The sequence below is a fragment of the Sphingomonas sp. SUN019 genome, from assembly GCF_024758705.1.
In the GTDB taxonomy this organism is placed as follows: domain Bacteria; phylum Pseudomonadota; class Alphaproteobacteria; order Sphingomonadales; family Sphingomonadaceae; genus Sphingomonas.
The window spans coordinates 704,328-719,494 of record NZ_CP096971.1 but is presented as its reverse complement, the minus strand read 5'-3'; the positions used below and the strand labels follow the sequence as shown (position 1 = coordinate 719,494).

At 64.5% G+C, this 15,167-nt stretch carries 18 protein-coding genes; 4 read left to right on the top strand and 14 right to left on the bottom strand.

Annotation, left to right across the window (positions count from 1 at the left end; translation table 11 throughout):
* Nucleotides 1-61: 61 nt before the first annotated feature.
* From sucD to M0208_RS03470, 11 genes are all read right to left on the bottom strand, one after another.
* On the bottom strand, nt 62-946 hold the full coding sequence (sucD, locus tag M0208_RS03520) for a succinate--CoA ligase subunit alpha (protein ID WP_258890347.1): 885 nt from the start codon (nt 944-946) through the stop codon (nt 62-64).
* Nucleotides 946-1,536 (bottom strand): hypothetical protein, encoded by a 591-nt coding sequence (locus M0208_RS03515; RefSeq protein ID WP_258890346.1) that lies wholly within the window; start codon nt 1,534-1,536, stop codon nt 946-948. Before M0208_RS03515 ends, sucD begins: the two co-directional genes overlap by 1 nt.
* A 10-nt stretch (nt 1,537-1,546) precedes the next feature.
* On the bottom strand, nt 1,547-2,509 hold the full coding sequence (gene mdh / locus M0208_RS03510) for a malate dehydrogenase (RefSeq protein WP_258890345.1): 963 nt from the start codon (nt 2,507-2,509) through the stop codon (nt 1,547-1,549).
* A gap of 141 nt (nt 2,510-2,650) precedes the next feature.
* Entirely contained in the window at nt 2,651-2,926 is a 276-nt protein-coding gene (gene bamE, locus M0208_RS03505) for an outer membrane protein assembly factor BamE (RefSeq protein ID WP_258890344.1), read from the bottom strand.
* A 65-nt stretch (nt 2,927-2,991) separates the two neighbouring features.
* Entirely contained in the window at nt 2,992-3,777 is a 786-nt protein-coding gene (locus tag M0208_RS03500; RefSeq protein ID WP_258890343.1) for a DUF6973 domain-containing protein, read from the bottom strand.
* A 69-nt stretch (nt 3,778-3,846) separates the two neighbouring features.
* The gene (zapE, locus tag M0208_RS03495) at nt 3,847-4,956 is read right to left on the bottom strand and encodes a cell division protein ZapE (RefSeq protein ID WP_258890342.1); all 1,110 of its coding nucleotides are present in this window, start codon (nt 4,954-4,956) and stop codon (nt 3,847-3,849) included.
* 1 nt (nt 4,957) lies between these two features.
* Nucleotides 4,958-5,407, bottom strand: coding sequence for a PaaI family thioesterase (locus M0208_RS03490; RefSeq protein WP_309546977.1), 450 nt, complete (start codon nt 5,405-5,407; stop codon nt 4,958-4,960).
* Nucleotides 5,404-6,186: a succinate dehydrogenase iron-sulfur subunit gene (locus M0208_RS03485; RefSeq protein WP_258890341.1), complete on the bottom strand. Its 783-nt coding sequence runs from the start codon at nt 6,184-6,186 to the stop codon at nt 5,404-5,406. Before M0208_RS03485 ends, M0208_RS03490 begins: the two co-directional genes overlap by 4 nt.
* Nucleotides 6,187-6,194: 8 nt before the next feature.
* Nucleotides 6,195-7,586, bottom strand: coding sequence for a cell envelope integrity protein CreD (gene creD / locus M0208_RS03480; RefSeq protein ID WP_258890340.1), 1,392 nt, complete (start codon nt 7,584-7,586; stop codon nt 6,195-6,197).
* Between the two features lie 213 nt (nt 7,587-7,799).
* A complete protein-coding gene (locus tag M0208_RS03475; protein ID WP_258890339.1) occupies nt 7,800-8,426 on the bottom strand; it encodes a ClpP family protease in 627 nt (208 codons plus the stop codon).
* 36 nt (nt 8,427-8,462) lie between these two features.
* On the bottom strand, nt 8,463-9,431 hold the full coding sequence (locus tag M0208_RS03470; RefSeq protein WP_258890338.1) for a C13 family peptidase: 969 nt from the start codon (nt 9,429-9,431) through the stop codon (nt 8,463-8,465).
* Nucleotides 9,432-9,534: 103 nt separating this feature from the next.
* Between M0208_RS03470 and M0208_RS03465 the strand changes: the two genes are divergently transcribed.
* The 3 genes from M0208_RS03465 to M0208_RS03455 are packed head-to-tail and all read left to right on the top strand — an operon-like array spanning nt 9,535 to nt 10,740.
* Complete coding sequence (locus M0208_RS03465; protein ID WP_258890337.1) at nt 9,535-10,131, top strand: 2-hydroxychromene-2-carboxylate isomerase; 597 nt, start codon at nt 9,535-9,537, stop codon at nt 10,129-10,131.
* A 28-nt stretch (nt 10,132-10,159) separates the two neighbouring features.
* A complete protein-coding gene (locus M0208_RS03460) occupies nt 10,160-10,426 on the top strand; it encodes a hypothetical protein (protein ID WP_258890336.1) in 267 nt (88 codons plus the stop codon).
* Entirely contained in the window at nt 10,420-10,740 is a 321-nt protein-coding gene (locus M0208_RS03455; protein WP_258890335.1) for a type II toxin-antitoxin system PemK/MazF family toxin, read from the top strand. The genes M0208_RS03460 and M0208_RS03455 overlap by 7 nt, the downstream gene beginning before the upstream one ends.
* A gap of 264 nt (nt 10,741-11,004) precedes the next feature.
* On the opposite strand, the gene sdhA is transcribed toward M0208_RS03455, so the two are convergent.
* The 3 genes from sdhA to sdhC are packed head-to-tail and all read right to left on the bottom strand — an operon-like array spanning nt 11,005 to nt 13,630.
* Nucleotides 11,005-12,807 carry a succinate dehydrogenase flavoprotein subunit gene (gene sdhA, locus M0208_RS03450; RefSeq protein WP_258890334.1) on the bottom strand — a complete coding sequence of 601 codons (1,803 nt, stop codon included), beginning with the start codon at nt 12,805-12,807 and terminating at the stop codon, nt 11,005-11,007.
* Nucleotides 12,807-13,190, bottom strand: a complete 384-nt coding sequence (gene sdhD / locus M0208_RS03445; RefSeq protein ID WP_258890333.1) for a succinate dehydrogenase, hydrophobic membrane anchor protein — start codon at nt 13,188-13,190, stop codon at nt 12,807-12,809. The genes sdhA and sdhD overlap by 1 nt, the downstream gene beginning before the upstream one ends.
* Complete coding sequence (gene sdhC / locus M0208_RS03440; protein ID WP_408988134.1) at nt 13,190-13,630, bottom strand: succinate dehydrogenase, cytochrome b556 subunit; 441 nt, start codon at nt 13,628-13,630, stop codon at nt 13,190-13,192. Before sdhC ends, sdhD begins: the two co-directional genes overlap by 1 nt.
* Nucleotides 13,631-13,802: 172 nt before the next feature.
* Here sdhC and M0208_RS03435 point away from each other — a divergent pair, with 172 nt between their 5' ends.
* Nucleotides 13,803-15,146 carry a methyl-accepting chemotaxis protein gene (locus M0208_RS03435; RefSeq protein WP_258893158.1) on the top strand — a complete coding sequence of 448 codons (1,344 nt, stop codon included), beginning with the start codon at nt 13,803-13,805 and terminating at the stop codon, nt 15,144-15,146.
* Nucleotides 15,147-15,167 lie beyond the last annotated feature (21 nt).

The following is a 15,167-nucleotide window of genomic DNA, read 5'->3' as shown; positions in this document are numbered from 1 at the left end:
GGGCATCCTGGGGAGGGAATGCCGTTTGGGCTCCACGGGCATTCCGTGGAGCCGGTTTCACTTACCCCTTCAACACTTCCAGCAACGTCGAGCCGAGTTCGCTGGGGCTCGCTGCGACCTTGATGCCCGCGGCTTCCATCGCCGCGATCTTGCTTTCGGCATCGCCCTTGCCGCCCGAGACGATCGCCCCGGCATGGCCCATGCGACGTCCCGGCGGTGCGGTGCGGCCCGCGATGAAGCCCGCCATCGGCTTCGACCGGCCGCGCTTCGCCTCGTCCTGCAGGAACTGCGCCGCCTCTTCCTCGGCCGACCCGCCGATTTCACCGATCATGATGATCGACTCGGTCGCGTCGTCGGCCAGGAACAGTTCGAGCACATCGATGAAGTTCGTCCCGTTGACCGGATCGCCGCCGATGCCGACTGCGGTCGTCTGCCCCAGGCCCGCATTCGACGTCTGGAACACCGCCTCATAGGTCAGCGTGCCTGAACGGCTGACAACACCGACCGAACCCTGTTTGAAGATGCTGCCGGGCATGATGCCGATCTTGCATTCGCCGGGCGTAAGCACGCCGGGGCAGTTCGGGCCGATCAGCCGCGACTTGCTGCCCGACAGCGAGCGCTTAACGCGCACCATGTCGAGCACCGGAATGCCTTCGGTGATGCACACGATCAGCGGCACCTGCGCGTCGATCGCCTCCAGGATGGAGTCCGCGGCGAAGGGCGGCGGCACGTACACGACGGACGCGGTCGCGCCGGTCGCGGCGACCGCCTCGGCGACGGTGTTGTAGTTCGGCAGACCGAGGTGCGTGGTCCCACCTTTGCCGGGCGTGACCCCCGCCACCATCTGCGTCCCGTAATCGAGCGCCGCCTGCGTATGGAAGCTGCCGGTATTGCCGGTCATCCCTTGCGTGATGACCTTGGTGTTCTTGTCGACGAGGATTGACATTAAAGCTGCCCTTTAACTCGAAAAAAATCCGGAACCATCAAGCTTGATGGTTTCGTGTAGTTTTCTAATTTTGACGGCCTTACCGTCAGATAATAAAAGCTACTTATAGGGTAATCACATTTAAAATCCGCATATAATCTAAGAAATGATTTTCCAAGTAGATAGCAAATGCGTATTTCGAATGATTGTGGATATTCCATTATTAATTGAACAAATGTGCTAGACCATGAACGACTCAAGTCAATTACATCTTTTTGATCTCGTTTAAACGCCGACAAACTCTTAAATCGAGAAAATTCAACAAAAAGTTCCATGCCGTTTACAAAATGCAGCAAGAACTCACGAAACTGTGTCCAATTTTCCTTTAAGTACGGAGAGAGTTCAGAGTTGCCCACTTTTTCCCGCAAATCCCGTGGTAAACTATCTAGGTACAGATACGCCAAGCCAGCGCATAAGTCGTTAGAGAGGTTGGCTCGGAGTTCATCCGGCGATGAATACAAATCTATTTTTTGGACGTTACGCAGAAGCACGGTTTTGATGTCATAATCTGTGACCGGTAGCCACTCATCCCATCGTGCGCCCAACACCATGTGATATTCCCTAGCTCAGGCTTCCGTCGATCCCCCGGCACGCCGCCAGCAGTTCCTTCACCGCATCGACCGACACGCCGAGGTTCTTCTTCGCCTCGTCGTCCAGCTTGATCTCGACGATCTGCTCGACGCCGCCCGCGCCGATCATCACCGGCACGCCGACGTAGAGCCCGTCGAGGCCGTACTTGCCCTCGACGAACGCCGCGCACGGCAGGACGCGCTTCTGGTCGTAGAGATACGCCTCCGCCATCGCGATGCCGCTGGTGGCTGGCGCGTAATAGGCCGATCCCGTCTTCAGCAGCGCGACGATCTCGCCGCCGCCCGCGCGGGTGCGGGCGACGATCGCGTCGATCTTTTCCTGGGTGGAGAAGCCCATCTCGATCAAATCGGGGACGGGGATGCCCGAAACGGTCGAATAGCTGATGACCGGAACCATCGTGTCGCCGTGCCCGCCCAGCACGAAGCTGGTCACGTCCTTCACCGACACCTTGAATTCGTCGGCGAGGAAATGGCTGAAGCGCGAGCTGTCCAGCACGCCCGCCATGCCGACGACCATGTGGTGCGGCAGGCCGGAGAATTCGCGCAGCGCCCACACCATCGCGTCGAGCGGGTTGGTGATGCAGATCACGAACGCATCGGGCGCGTTGTTCTTGATACCCTCGCCGACCGCCTTCATCACTTTCAGGTTGATGCCGAGCAGATCGTCGCGACTCATGCCGGGTTTCCGCGCCACGCCTGCGGTGACGATGATGACGTCCGCACCTGCGATATCGGCATAATCGTTGCTGCCGGTGATCGTGCCCGAAAAGCCTTCGACCGGGCCGCATTGCGACAGGTCCAGCGCCTTGCCCTGTGGCACGCCTTCGACCACGTCGAACAGCACGACGTCGCCAAGGTTCTTGAGCGCGGCAAGGTGCGCGAGCGTCCCGCCGATGTTACCGGCGCCGATCAGCGCGATCTTCTTGCGGGCCACTTCGCTCTCCTCCACGGTCGTGCGGGCGCGGCGACAAGGGGGCAGCCGCGCTGTTCGCCCGACGCGTTAGGCGCGTCTTCGCGAACGCACAACCATGAATTCGACTATCTTTGCAACTAAGAAACAGTTGCAATAAAGGCTTTAGCTGCGGCGTACACCCGTCGCGGTGACGACGCCCGCGGTCGAGTAATCGACCCGGAACGTCTCGAAGCTCGGGCCGGAGCGACTGCGGCCAAGATAGTAGATATCGGCCGCCGGGCCGGTCGAATCGGGGTCGCCGAGCACCGATCGCACCTGATCGCGGGTCGCGCCGACGCGCACTCCGGCGTCGTCGATCCCCGACACCATCGCGCCACGCTTGCTCTCGCCGTCGTAGTTACCGCGTTCGGCGGCCCAGCCGGCCTTGTCGAATGTCATTCCTGCGCCTCCACAGGCGGCTGCCGTCATCAGCAGCGCCGCGCCCAAGATCGATCGCCGCGCAGTCACGAGCTGGTATAGGCGTCGCCGTCGGGGGTTCCGATCTGTCCCCCTTCGCCGACCGTCGGGTCGGTGACGCCGTGATCATTGCGTGCCACCTCGTTACTGTAGGCGAGGTGACCCGACCGGTCCACCACCACCAGCCGCCCGTCATTCAGCGCCTGCAGCGTCGCATCCGCCAGTTCCTCGGGCGAGGCGCCGGGATTCTCCGCCGCGATCTGACGCCCGACTTCGTTATTGTAGAGATCCATCGCCTCGCGCACCGCCGGGTTGCCCGGCGCGCCTTCGTGCGCGGTGGCGAATTGCTGCGTCCATTCCGCGCCGTATTCCGACGTCATCCGCGCATTCCAGTAAGCGTGGCGGAAGGCGTCGGTGTGGCCGTCGTTGGTAGGATAGGCGTCGCGTGCCTGTTGCTGCTGTTCCGCCGGTAGCCGCGCGATCTGCGCCTCGGCGTGGGGCGGGATCGATGTAGCCAGCGGCACACGCGCTTCGGACGTGTCGAATACTTCGGTGAGCATGTCGTCGAAGCCCTTCAGCCCCAGCAGCCCGCGGTCGCGGGTCAACTGGTCGAGCAGCTTGCCCTCGGTCGCGGTCACATTCTGCGTCCCGCCCAGACCGCCAAGCGAAATCCAGCCGAACGCCTTCGCCGAATACTCGATCATCTCCTCGGTCTGCACCTGATAGTCGCGCTCGATCTGCGCGGGATCGGTGCGGCCGACGCCGCCTTCGGGAAGAGCGTAGCGGGCGGGCGGGGAGGCGCTGACGGAAGTGGCCCCGATCGACTGAAGCACGGGTCGGTCCTTTCGGTGATATTCCCCGAAGATGGACCGGCGCGCCGACGGTTTCGATAGTCGTTCCGACTACGTCGCGCTCGTTTCGCCGTGGCCTTCGCTCAGATAATCCTCCGACCGCATCTCCTCCAACCGGCTGACCGTTCGTTGGAATTCGAACCGCCCGTCGCCCGTTGGATAAAGCTGGTCGGGCTGCGCGTCGGCGGCGGCGAGCAGCTTTACCTTATATTCGTACAGCGCGTCGATCAGCTGGACGAAGCGCGCCGCTTCGTTGCGGTTTTCCGGGCCGAGCACCGGGATGCCGACCAATATTACGGTGTGGTACCGCCGCGCGATCGCGAGATAGTCGGCCGCCCCGCGCGCCTCTCCACACAGTTTCTTGAACGCGAAGACCGCCACGCCTTTCAGCGATTTGGGCACGCGGAGCGTCCGTCCCTGCACAACGATCGACTCCTCGGGCACGTGATCGCGATCCTCCGGCGGATAGTCGGTCAGGCGGAAGAAGTCGGCGGACAGTTCCGCGGTCGCCTCCACGCCATTGGGAACCAGCCAGGTGTCGACCTGCCCCAGCCGGTCGCGGCGGTAATCGACTGGGCCGTTCAGCGCGAGCACGTCGAGGCGCTGTTCGATCAGCGCAATGAAGGGCAGGAAATGTTCGCGGTTCAGGCCGTTCTTGTAGAGATCGGACGGCGCGCGGTTGGACGTGGTGACGATTGTCGTACCGGCTTCGATCAGCGCGATGAACAGCCGCGACAGGATCATCGCGTCGGGCGAATTGGTGACCATCATCTCATCGAACGCGAGCAGCTTCGCTTCCTCGGCGAGCGCGGCGGCGACGGGGACGATCGGATCGCCGGTTTCCTTGCGCCGTTCGATCGCGATCCGGCCGTGCACCTCGATCATGAACTCGGCGAAATGAACGCGGCGTTTTGCGGTTATGTCGACCTGCGCGAAGAACAGATCCATCAGCATCGACTTTCCGCGCCCCACACCGCCCCACAAATACACGCCGCGGGGTGCCGCCGACTTGCGGAAGCGGGCGAGAAGACCGCGTTTCGATGGCGTCTCGAGCGCCGTAGCGAGCGTATCGAGCCGTGCCGCCGCGGCGGCCTGCTCGGGGTCGGGACGAAGTTCGCCCACGGTGACGAGCGCCTGATAGGCAGCAATGACCTTAGTCATGTTACTTCGCGGTGGGCTTGCGGATGGTGCCCGAAAACTCGGTCACCACGTCGTCGCCCTGCACCACCAGCCCGCGCAGGAACAGCAGCCGCCCGGTTTCCTTCAGCAATTCCACGCGCGCCTCGATCGGCTCGCCAATCCGCCCGCCGCCGATGAAGTGGGTGTTGAGGTCAAGCGTCACCGCCGTCCCGGCCGAAATCAGCCCGAAGCTGCGCGCCGCGGCGAACAGCGCGACATCGATAAAACCCAGCAACGCGCCGCCATGCACCCGGTCGCCCAGATTGGAATGCTGACGCCCCGGCGTCATCCGCACCCGCGCCACGCCTTCCTCCACGCGAACGATCATGTCGCCGAGAAACGCGTTATAGCGCGTCGCGTCCTTGAAGCCCCATTTCATCCAGCCGGGATGATCGGGATGCTCCTCGTACAGAAACTCCTTGGCGTCGCTCAAAGAACGCGCTCGACTTCCATCTTCTTGATCTCGGCGATCGCCTTCGCCGGGTTCAGCCCCTTGGGGCACGCATTTGCGCAATTCATGATCGTGTGGCAGCGATAGAGGCGGAACGGATCCTCCAGCGCGTCGAGCCGCTCGCCGGTCATCTCGTCGCGGCTGTCGGCGAGCCAGCGATACGCCTGCAACAGGATCGCCGGCCCCAGGAACTTGTCGCTGTTCCACCAATAGCTCGGGCACGACGTCGAACAGCACGCGCACAGGATGCATTCGTACAGCCCGTCCAGCTTCGCGCGATCCTCCGGCGATTGCCGCCGTTCCTTGCCCGCGGGCGGCGGGGTGACGGTCTGCAGCCATGGCTTGATCGAGGCATATTGCGCGTAGAAATGCGTGAAGTCGGGGACGAGATCCTTGATCACGTCCATCGCGGGCAGGGGGGTAATCTTCACCTCGCCCTTCACGTCGTCGATCGCGGTGGTGCAGGCCAGACCGTTCTTGCCGTCGATGTTCATCGAACACGACCCGCAGATGCCTTCTCGGCACGACCGGCGGAAGGTGAGCGACGAATCCTGCTCCGACTTCATCTTGATCAGCGCGTCCAGCACCATCGGGCCGGTCTCGTCCAGGTTCAGCTCGAACGTGTCGTAGCGCGGGTTCTCGCCCGAATCGGGATCGTAGCGATAGACCTTGAACGACTTCATCCGCCCACCCGGATGGGGCGACTTGTGCGCCTTGCCGCGCTTGACCTTGCTGTTCGCGGGCAGAGTGAATTCGGCCATGTCGTCCCTTATCCGTCGGTCGATTGCGGAACGGTGCGCAGACCACTCCAGTCGAGGTTGCGGGTCAGGTACATGATGCCGGCCAAGGCCGCAAACAGGAGAATCGACCCGATCAGCAACGAATACGCCTCCAGGCTGAGCAGGATGTAAAGCACGCCGTACAGCGCCGCGAGCAGTCCCGCGACATAACCGCCGCGCCGCCAGCTTTTCAGCACCGCCGCGGAATAGGCGGTCAGCAGCCCGATGATCGCGGCGGCCGCCAGCACATAGGCCGCAGCGAACCCGATCACCTCGGCAAACGCCAGCAGCATGACGAAGAACAGCACCAGCCCCGCGCCGACCAGCAGATATTCGACCGTCGCGACGCGCACGCCCGCGATCACGTCGAACATCAGGAACGCCATGAAGGTGAAGCCGATGAACAGGAACCCGTATTTCACGCTGCGATTGACCTGCGAATACAGGTCGACCGGCGAGACGAGATCGACCCGCGCCTCGTAATCGCCTGCTGGCGCAGCAACCATATAGCGGTCTGCGCCAACCGCTGCGCGTGCATCAGGTTGAGCGGCGTCGTTGGATACCAGCGAACGTCCTAGCGCCAGATTGCCCACACGCCACATCGCAGTAAAGCCTTCGTCGCTCACCTTGTGCGTGGTCGGCAGGAACCCCCCCTGAAAGCTTGGGTGCGGCCATTTCGACGTGACCGTCCAGCGCGTGTCGCCCGCCTGCGGGGCGAGCGCGAGCCAGCCGTTGCCGCGGAAGGCGAAGTTGAACGTCGCGGTCATCGGGCGTTCGCGGATCGAGGCGGCGTCGAGCCAGGTGAAGAAGCCCGATCCCCCGGTCGCAGGCGATCCCTTGCCCGGCTGCAGCACCAGCCGCCGCCCGTCGATGCTGACGCTGGGCGGCGTGCCGAACAGACCGCGCGCGTCCTTCAATCCAAACCGGAGTTCGGCGCGGTCGTACGACAGGCGATCGGCGGTGATCCCCAAGCGGGCGAGATCGGTCGGCAGCGCGAACCGCGCAGTCCCGCTCGCGGTCGCTTCATACACCACCGCCTCGTAGATCGACCGCTTGCGGCGTTCGGGGGTCAGGTCGGTGCGCAGATCGGCCTGTTCGGGGGCCAATGTCAGTTCGCGCCACACGGTGTTGGTGCGCGCGACCTGCCGCCCGCCCTCGGTGACGGTTTCGGTCACCTGTTCCTGATAGGGAAGGACGAGCACCGGCCCCGCGATCGTCTGCGGCCCGCCCCAACCCTCGGCGATCGACGCACGCGCGGTTTCGGACTGGCTCTGGCGATCGTACACCAGCAAATAGACGGTGAAGAGCGGGATCGCGAGCAGCAGCGCGATCAGCACCGCCATCATCAGTTTACGGCCGGGCGTGGGATTCTCTTGCGACACGGTGCGACCTCGTTTCAGCGACGAACCGTGCCCGGATAGCGCCGAATTGAGAGAGTGGCAATCCAGATTGCCTGATTCTCCCAATCTACACCTCCCCGGCGAAGGCCGGGGCCCAGTCGCGATGACGTAGGAGAGGCTCGACCCGCTGCAACATCATCCGTTGCGACTGGACCCCGGCCTTCGCCGGGGAGGTGCGCTTGGGTTGGCCGTGGCTTAGATCACATCGAGCACCAGCCCCAGATCGCGCGCTTCCTCGGCCTCGATATACCAGTTCGACGGCGCCTTCTGTTTCAATTCCTCGATCGTCACGCGGCTGCCCGCGACGATCGCCTCGAATCCCTCGTCCTGGATCAGGATCGACTGTTCGATCTCATGCAATTTCGCCCGCAGCACCTCGGGCAGGGTGGAGAGCGGGCCGGACAGCTGGATCGTCGATTGCATCGACCGTTCGTGGATCATCAGCCGCGTGCCGTGCGTCAGAAACCGGCAGCCGACCGGCACCGCGCTCATCAGCGTCGCGCCCGCAGAATAAACCGCGACCTTGCCCAGAAACAGCGTCTCGCGCCCGCTATAGTCGCGCAACAGCCGGATATCGTCGCCCATCGCGCGCGCCATTTCGGGATCGCCGCCCAAGGTCGTGATCGACAGGACGATCGGGCCGTCGGCGGGGGCGGCGGCAAGTTGATCCTTGAAATGCGCGTACATCAATTCGTTCACCGGCCCGTGCAGCCGGATGTGCGGGGTCGCGAGCAAGGGATAGCGTTGCGCGCGATTCCCTGCGGTGTCGGCCGCGGCCTGTTCGGGTGTTTCGGGGTGGGCGGCATGGGGCGTATCGGTCATGGCGCGGCGAACCGACGCCGGGCCGCGGAGTTCCCGCTATTTTTTTGCCAGGACGTTGATCGCGGGCGTGCCGACCGGCGCGGAGGCGGCGGGCAGCGCGCGTTCGAGCGCGGCGATCCACGCCTTCGCGCCGTCGCCGATCGACACTTGCGGTTCGGAAGGCTTCAGCTTGCCGGTCTTTTCCCACGACGCGACCAGGGCGCCCGCCTCGCTCGCCGCCGCTGCCAGCGGTTGCGGCTTGCGCAGCGCCTGATTGATCAGCGCGTCGCCGAAGAAGGTCCAGTCGCTGTCGGCCTGACAGCCGAAACTGGTGCGGTCGGCCGACGACGCGGTCAGGATCGCAGTGGTGTCCGACGACAGCGTCGGCACGAACACGCCCGAATAACACGCGCTGATGATGAGCAGCCGGTTGCGGATGCCGAGCGTCGATAGCTGCCCCCACAGTCGCGACGGCGAGATCGCGCCATATCCCTGATCGCCGTCGTTATAGTAGAGGCCGAACGGCACGCCGTGCGACGTGGTGTAGAGGACCAGCACGTCTTCGGCGTGGTCCATCTGTTCGGCGACGCGCGCCAGCGCGAGCGACAGCGATTGCGGACTGCCCATCGGCCGGTCGCTGTCGCGTGCACCGTCGGTCCCGGCGAGCAGGATCGCGCGGCCCTTCGCGCCATAGCGGCGGGTGAGCACGTCGAACGCAGCGCGCGCCTCGCGCCCGAACACCGCATCGCTGTCCAGCGCGGCGACGACGACAAACGCGTCGACGGTCCCTTTGCGCTGCGGCCCGATCGCGGCAATCGCGGCGGTCAGACGGCGATGTTCGGCCAGGCTCCACGCCGCGGGCCGGTCGCGCTCGACCATGATGCCGAGGTCCGCCTGCGCCAGCGCCTCGCGGCCATCGCCCGCCATGATCGGCGGCGGCTGCTGGGTGTGCTGTATCGGCTGGTACGTCTGCGCGGACGACGAAGCGGCGAGCGTGGCCAACAGCAACGACAGCAAAGCCTTCACGCGCGATCCCCTTTCGCGCGACTGTCGCGGGCGGGCGTCCGTTTCGCAAGCGCTTGTGGCTTGGCGCGACCTAAGCAAAGCTTGGTCGCAAAAGGAGGGGCATGTGATCGAATTCTTTTTCGACGTGTCGAGCCCGTGGACGTGGCTGGCCTTCGAAAGCATCCAGCCGCTTGCGGCCGAAATGGGCGTGCCGATCGCATGGAAGCCGATCCTGGTCGGTGGCGTGTTCAACACGGTCAACGGATCGGTATACGAAAGCCGCGCCCATCCGGTCCCGGCGAAGGCGCGCTACATGAAGAAGGATCTGGCCGATTGGGCGCGGCTGCAGGGCCTGACGATCAACTTCCCGCCCAGCGTCTTTCCGGTCAACAGCGTAAAGGCGATGCGCGCCTGCTGCTGGCTGGGGCAGGACTGCGTGCCCTTCGCGCGGCGCGCATTCGAAGCCTATTGGACCGAAGACCGCGACATCTCGCAGGAGGCGGTGCTGGCCGAGATCGCTCGAGACGTCGGGATCGATCCCGAAGCCCTCTTCGCCGCCATCGCGACCGACGCGGTAAAGGCCCAACTCCGCACCAACACCGAAGAACTCATCGCCCGCGGCGGCTTCGGTTCGCCGACGATCTTCGTCGGCGGCGGCGACATGTATTTCGGCAACGACAGGATACCGTTGGTGCGGGCGGCGGTAGCGCGATTGTTATAACCTTGTGGTAACAGCGAGGCGCTGCTAAATGAGGACCATGCAAACCGCGCTACGCAAGATGGGAAACTCGACCGGGATCATCGTTCCGCGAGCGATCCTAGGTGAGATCGGCCTTGCCATCGGTGCGGAAATCGACCTGCGCGTGGAGAACGGCAAGTTGATCGGCACGCCCATTGCCTCTGGCGCACGTGCGGGCTGGGCCGAAGCAGCGGCGATCGTGGCGGAGCACGAAACCGAAGACGAAATCGCCTGGCGCGCGTTCGCTAACGAGGACGACAGCGACCTGACGTGGTGAAGCGCGGCGAAGTCTGGCTCGTCGCGCTCGACCCGACCGTCGGCAGTGAGATACAAAAGACGCGCCCCTGCGTGATCGTCTCGCCCGATGAAATGAACGCGCATCTCCGAACCACGATCGTCGCGCCGATGACATCGGGAAGCCACCCCGCGCCGTTCCGCGTTCCGGTGCGATTCCGGCGGAAAGACGGGTTGATCCTCCCCGATCAGATGCGGACGGTCGATCGAAAGCGGCTGACGGCGCGGCTGGGCCGGATCGACGCGGCGGCGATGCGCGCATTGCTGGAGGTTTTAGGACAGATGTTTGCGGCGTAACGCAGAAGACTAGTCTCTAATCAAATATGTTTCGCGTACCGCCCCGTTTATATAACCTTCGCACCATTTCTCCGAACCAACGCCCTGCACGCTATTTGCGCGAACGACTTTATCAGGCCAGTTCTTTCTCCCACGCGCAATCATTTTCCCGAGAAGTCTTGAATGAGATATTCCGGGATCCTGCGCAACAAATCCGCGGATAATATCCATTACGCTGCCGGGCGTCGCCGCTAGTTTCGGGCCTAATCTGTAGTGACCTGCCACTCAATAAACCCGCTTCTTCGGCTTGATATACTCCACGTCGTCGGTGAGCGTGTAGTCGTGGACCGGGCGGTAATCGATGTTGGTCGCGCCGCCGGTGCCGCCCCAGCCTTCGAAGGTGGTGATGGTGTGCTTCATCCAGTTCGCATCGTCGCGGTCGGGATAGTCTTCGTTGACGTGCGCGCCGCGCGATTCCTTGCGGTTGGCGGCTGAATCGATCGTCACTTTCGCCTGCGCGATGAGGTTGTCGAGTTCCAGCGTCTCGACCAGATCGGTGTTCCAGATCAGGCTGCGGTCCGTCACGCCCACGTCGGTCATGCGGCCGTAGATCTCGGCGATCTTCGCGGTGCCCTCGTTCAGCAGCGCATTGTCGCGGAACACCGCGCAATGCTTCTGCATCGTGCGCTGCATGTCGAGGCGGATGTCGGCGGTCGGCGATCCGCCGCTCGCGTTGCGGAACTTGTCGAGGCGGCCGAGCGCCATGTCCTCCGATCCGCCCGGCAGCGGGTTGTGCGGGGTCAGCGGCTTCAACTGGTCCTTGATCCGCAGGCCGGTGGCGCGGCCGAACACGACCAGGTCGATCAGCGAATTGGAGCCCAGGCGGTTCGCGCCGTGGACCGATACGCACGCCGCTTCGCCGACCGCGAACAGCCCCGGCACGACCGTATCGGGATTGCCGTCGACCAGGTTCACGACCTCGCCGTGGAAGTTCGTCGGGATGCCGCCCATGTTGTAATGGACCGTCGGCGTCACCGGCAAAGGCTGCCGCGTCAGGTCGACGCCGGCGAAGATCTTGCCCGTCTCGGTGATGCCGGGCAGGCGTTCGTGCAGCACCTTCGGGTCGATATGGTCGAGATGGAGGAAGATGTGATCCTTCTCCTTGCCCACGCCGCGGCCCTCGCGCATTTCCATCGCCATCGAGCGGCTGACGACGTCGCGCGACGCCAGATCCTTGGCGCTGGGGGCATAGCGTTCCATGAACCGCTCGCCCTCGGAATTGGTCAGATACCCGCCTTCGCCGCGCGCGCCTTCGGTGATCAGCACGCCCGCGCCGTAGATGCCGGTCGGGTGGAACTGGATGAACTCCATGTCCTGCAGCGGCAGCCCGGCGCGCAACACCATCCCGCCGCCGTCGCCGGTGCAGGTGTGCGCAGATGTGGCGGAGAAATAGCAGCGCCCGTAGCCGCCGGTCGCCAGTACCGTCTGGTGCGCGCGGAAGCGGTGGATGCTGCCGTCGTCCATGCACAGCGCAATGACGCCGCGGCAGACACCGTTCTCCATGATCAGGTCGAGCGCGAAATATTCGACGTAGAAGTCGGTGTCGTACTTCAGGCTCTGCTGGTACAAAGCGTGGAGCATCGCGTGGCCGGTGCGGTCGGCGGCGGCGGCGGTGCGCTGGACCGGCGGCCCTTCGCCCATGTTCTGCATGTGGCCGCCGAACGGGCGCTGATAGATCGTGCCGTCCTCGTTGCGGCTGAACGGCACGCCTGCGTTTTCAAGTTCATAGACGGCGGCAGGGGCCTCGCGCACCATATACTCGATCGCGTCCTGGTCGCCGAGCCAGTCCGATCCCTTGACGGTATCGTACATATGCCAGGTCCAGTGATCGGGCGAGTTGTTGCCGAGACTGGCCGCGATCCCGCCCTGCGCGGCGACGGTATGCGACCGCGTCGGGAACACCTTCGTGATGCAGGCGGTCTTCAGCCCGCTCTCCGCAATGCCCATCGCGGCGCGCAGGCCCGAACCGCCCGCGCCGACGACGACCGCGTCATAGGTGTGATCGATGATCTTGTACGCGGCAGGCATCAGGCGGCTGCTCCAAGGGCGACCTTCAGGATCGCGAAGAGGGCGGTGGCCGCGACCGCGGCGACGAAGACGTTCAGCAGGACGATCGACACGACGCGCCCGGCGTCATGCATGTAGTCCTCGATCACCACCTGCAGCCCGAGGCGGAAATGGTAGCAGACCGACACGATCAGCAGCGCCATCGGCACCGCGACCCACGCCGACGACAGCCAGGTCACGACGGCGGCATGATCGTATCCCGGCAGCCGCGCGATCGAGATCATCAGCCAGCTCATCAGGAACAGGTTCGTCCCCGCGGTCAGCTTCTGGTGCCACCAGTGATGCACGCCTTCATGCGCGGACCCGAGCCCGCGGACGCGGCCGAGCGACGTTCCCGATCCCATCACTTCACCCCCAGATAAAGCCAGAACACGATCGTCAGCAGCGTGGAGGCGACCATCGTCATCATCGCGAAGGTCTTGTTCGCCTTCAGCTCGAACGCCGCGCCGGTATCCATGACCAAGTGGCGGATGCCGCTCATCATGTGCTGGAACAGCGCGAAGGTGAGCCCGACCCCGATCACCCAGCCAAGGATGTTCAGCCGTCCATCGCCGTAGGTGAAGGTGTCGACGAAATTCGCATAGGCAGCCCCGCCCGCGGCGATCGCGGCGAGCCACCATACCAGCAGCGCCATGCCGACGGTCGCCATGCCGTCGCCCGTCGCGCGGTGCAGGATCGACACCAGCATCGCCGCGCTCCAGCGGTAATGGATCGCGAACGGCCCGCTGAACAGGTGCGGGCTGCGCGGCCGGGATTTGGGGCGGTCTGGAGTGGAAGCCAAGATATGCGTCCTGTGCGGTGAGCCGACGGTTCGGCGCGGTCTATGCGGTCACGCAGGCTGCGATGCAACCCGCGGGCAGACCCTAACCGCGCCTTAACCATTGCAGGCGTAGCTCCAGCTCAGAACCCGAACGACGGAGCATTCCACCTTGTCCAGCGACCAGACGCCCAGCGATCTGCCAGTTCCCGGATCGATCGCTGCCGCGGTCGATCTGACCGCGCGGCTGCGCGCGTTCGATTTCGACGGAACGCTGGCCGACGCCAGCCGCCAGGTGTGGGAGGTATTGCTCCCAGAAATCCGCATGGTGTCGGAGGCATATTGGCAGCAATGGCTGCGCTGCTTCGCCGACGAACGCGTGTGGGCGCCCGCCGACAATGCGAAGATGATCGATGTCGGCTGCGTGTTTCTGGAGAACCGGTTTCTCGGCACGTCGGCGCGCGCGTGGATCGAATCGGTCGAACGCTCGGTCGCCGCCGCCTACACCGCCGACGTGCAGCCGATGGCGTTGCTGTCGATGATCAGCGCCAGCGACCGCGCCGCGCTGGAGGTGCTGATCCGCCGGGTCACGCGTGACGATCCCCGTCTGCCGGGAATGATCGACACGCTCATGCGGCTGTCGGCGATGGAAGGCGAAATCACCGTCGCGATCTACAACGAATACCGCAAGCACAGCGCACAGGTCGCGCGCGACCGGCTGGCGGCGGAGTTCCGCCAGGGTATCGCCGCGACGGTGCAGGAAGCCACCGGCGAGGGCGGATTGCTGCGCGTGCAGGCATCGGGCGCGTCGTCGTCGGCGCGCGGCGTGCTGGGCAAGGCGAGCGAAGTCGCCGCCGCAGCCGAGCAATCCGCGGTCGCGATGCGCGACGCCGCCTCCACCGCGGCGGGCCTGATCCGCGCGATCGAGGACGCGCGCAGCGAGGTCGAGGTAGCAGCCGAGATCGCCACCCGCGCCAGCGGCCAGGCCGGGCAGGCGGTCGGCATGAGCGAAACATTGTCCGATCACGCCAAATCGATCGAATCGATCCTGGGCCTGATCCGCGACATCGCCGGACAGACCAACCTGCTGGCGCTGAACGCCACGATCGAGGCGGCGCGCGCGGGCGACGCGGGGCGCGGGTTCGCGGTGGTGGCGCAGGAGGTAAAAAGCCTCGCCAACCAGACCGCGCGCGCGACCGACGATATCGCTGGCAAGATCGCGGCGATCCAGTCCGCGACGCGCATCACGGTCGACACTAATGCCAATATCAAGGCGACCGTCACCGAGGTCCAGGAATCGGCGACGCGCATCCGCCGCGCGATGGAGGCGCAGGCGCAGACGGTCACCGCGATCACCGCCGCGGTCGATGAAACCGCGTTGGCGGCGGATTCGATGTCGAACACAATCGCTGCGATCCGCGAGGATACCGAAACGGTCGCCAGCGAGATCGATTCGCTTGGCGCGGGGTTCGATTCGCTCGCGGGCCGGCTGGGCGCGCTGCAGGACGGCGCAGGAGAATTCGCCGCCAAGGTCGCGGCCTGACGGAAACGAACGTCGCCGGCA

What these genes read in the sequence shown, in the direction of transcription:
- sucD (WP_258890347.1), bottom strand. Translation starts at nt 946, where the DNA reads ATGTCAATCCTCGTCGACAAGAACACCAAGGTCATCACGCAAGGGATG.
- M0208_RS03515 (WP_258890346.1), bottom strand. Translation starts at nt 1,536, where the DNA reads ATGGTGTTGGGCGCACGATGGGATGAGTGGCTACCGGTCACAGATTAT.
- bamE (WP_258890344.1), bottom strand. Translation starts at nt 2,926, where the DNA reads ATGACATTCGACAAGGCCGGCTGGGCCGCCGAACGCGGTAACTACGAC.
- zapE (WP_258890342.1), bottom strand. Translation starts at nt 4,956, where the DNA reads ATGACTAAGGTCATTGCTGCCTATCAGGCGCTCGTCACCGTGGGCGAA.
- M0208_RS03485 (WP_258890341.1), bottom strand. Translation starts at nt 6,186, where the DNA reads ATGGCCGAATTCACTCTGCCCGCGAACAGCAAGGTCAAGCGCGGCAAG.
- M0208_RS03475 (WP_258890339.1), bottom strand. Translation starts at nt 8,426, where the DNA reads ATGACCGATACGCCCCATGCCGCCCACCCCGAAACACCCGAACAGGCC.
- M0208_RS03460 (WP_258890336.1), top strand. Translation starts at nt 10,160, where the DNA reads ATGAGGACCATGCAAACCGCGCTACGCAAGATGGGAAACTCGACCGGG.
- sdhA (WP_258890334.1), bottom strand. Translation starts at nt 12,807, where the DNA reads ATGCCTGCCGCGTACAAGATCATCGATCACACCTATGACGCGGTCGTC.
- sdhD (WP_258890333.1), bottom strand. Translation starts at nt 13,190, where the DNA reads ATGGGATCGGGAACGTCGCTCGGCCGCGTCCGCGGGCTCGGGTCCGCG.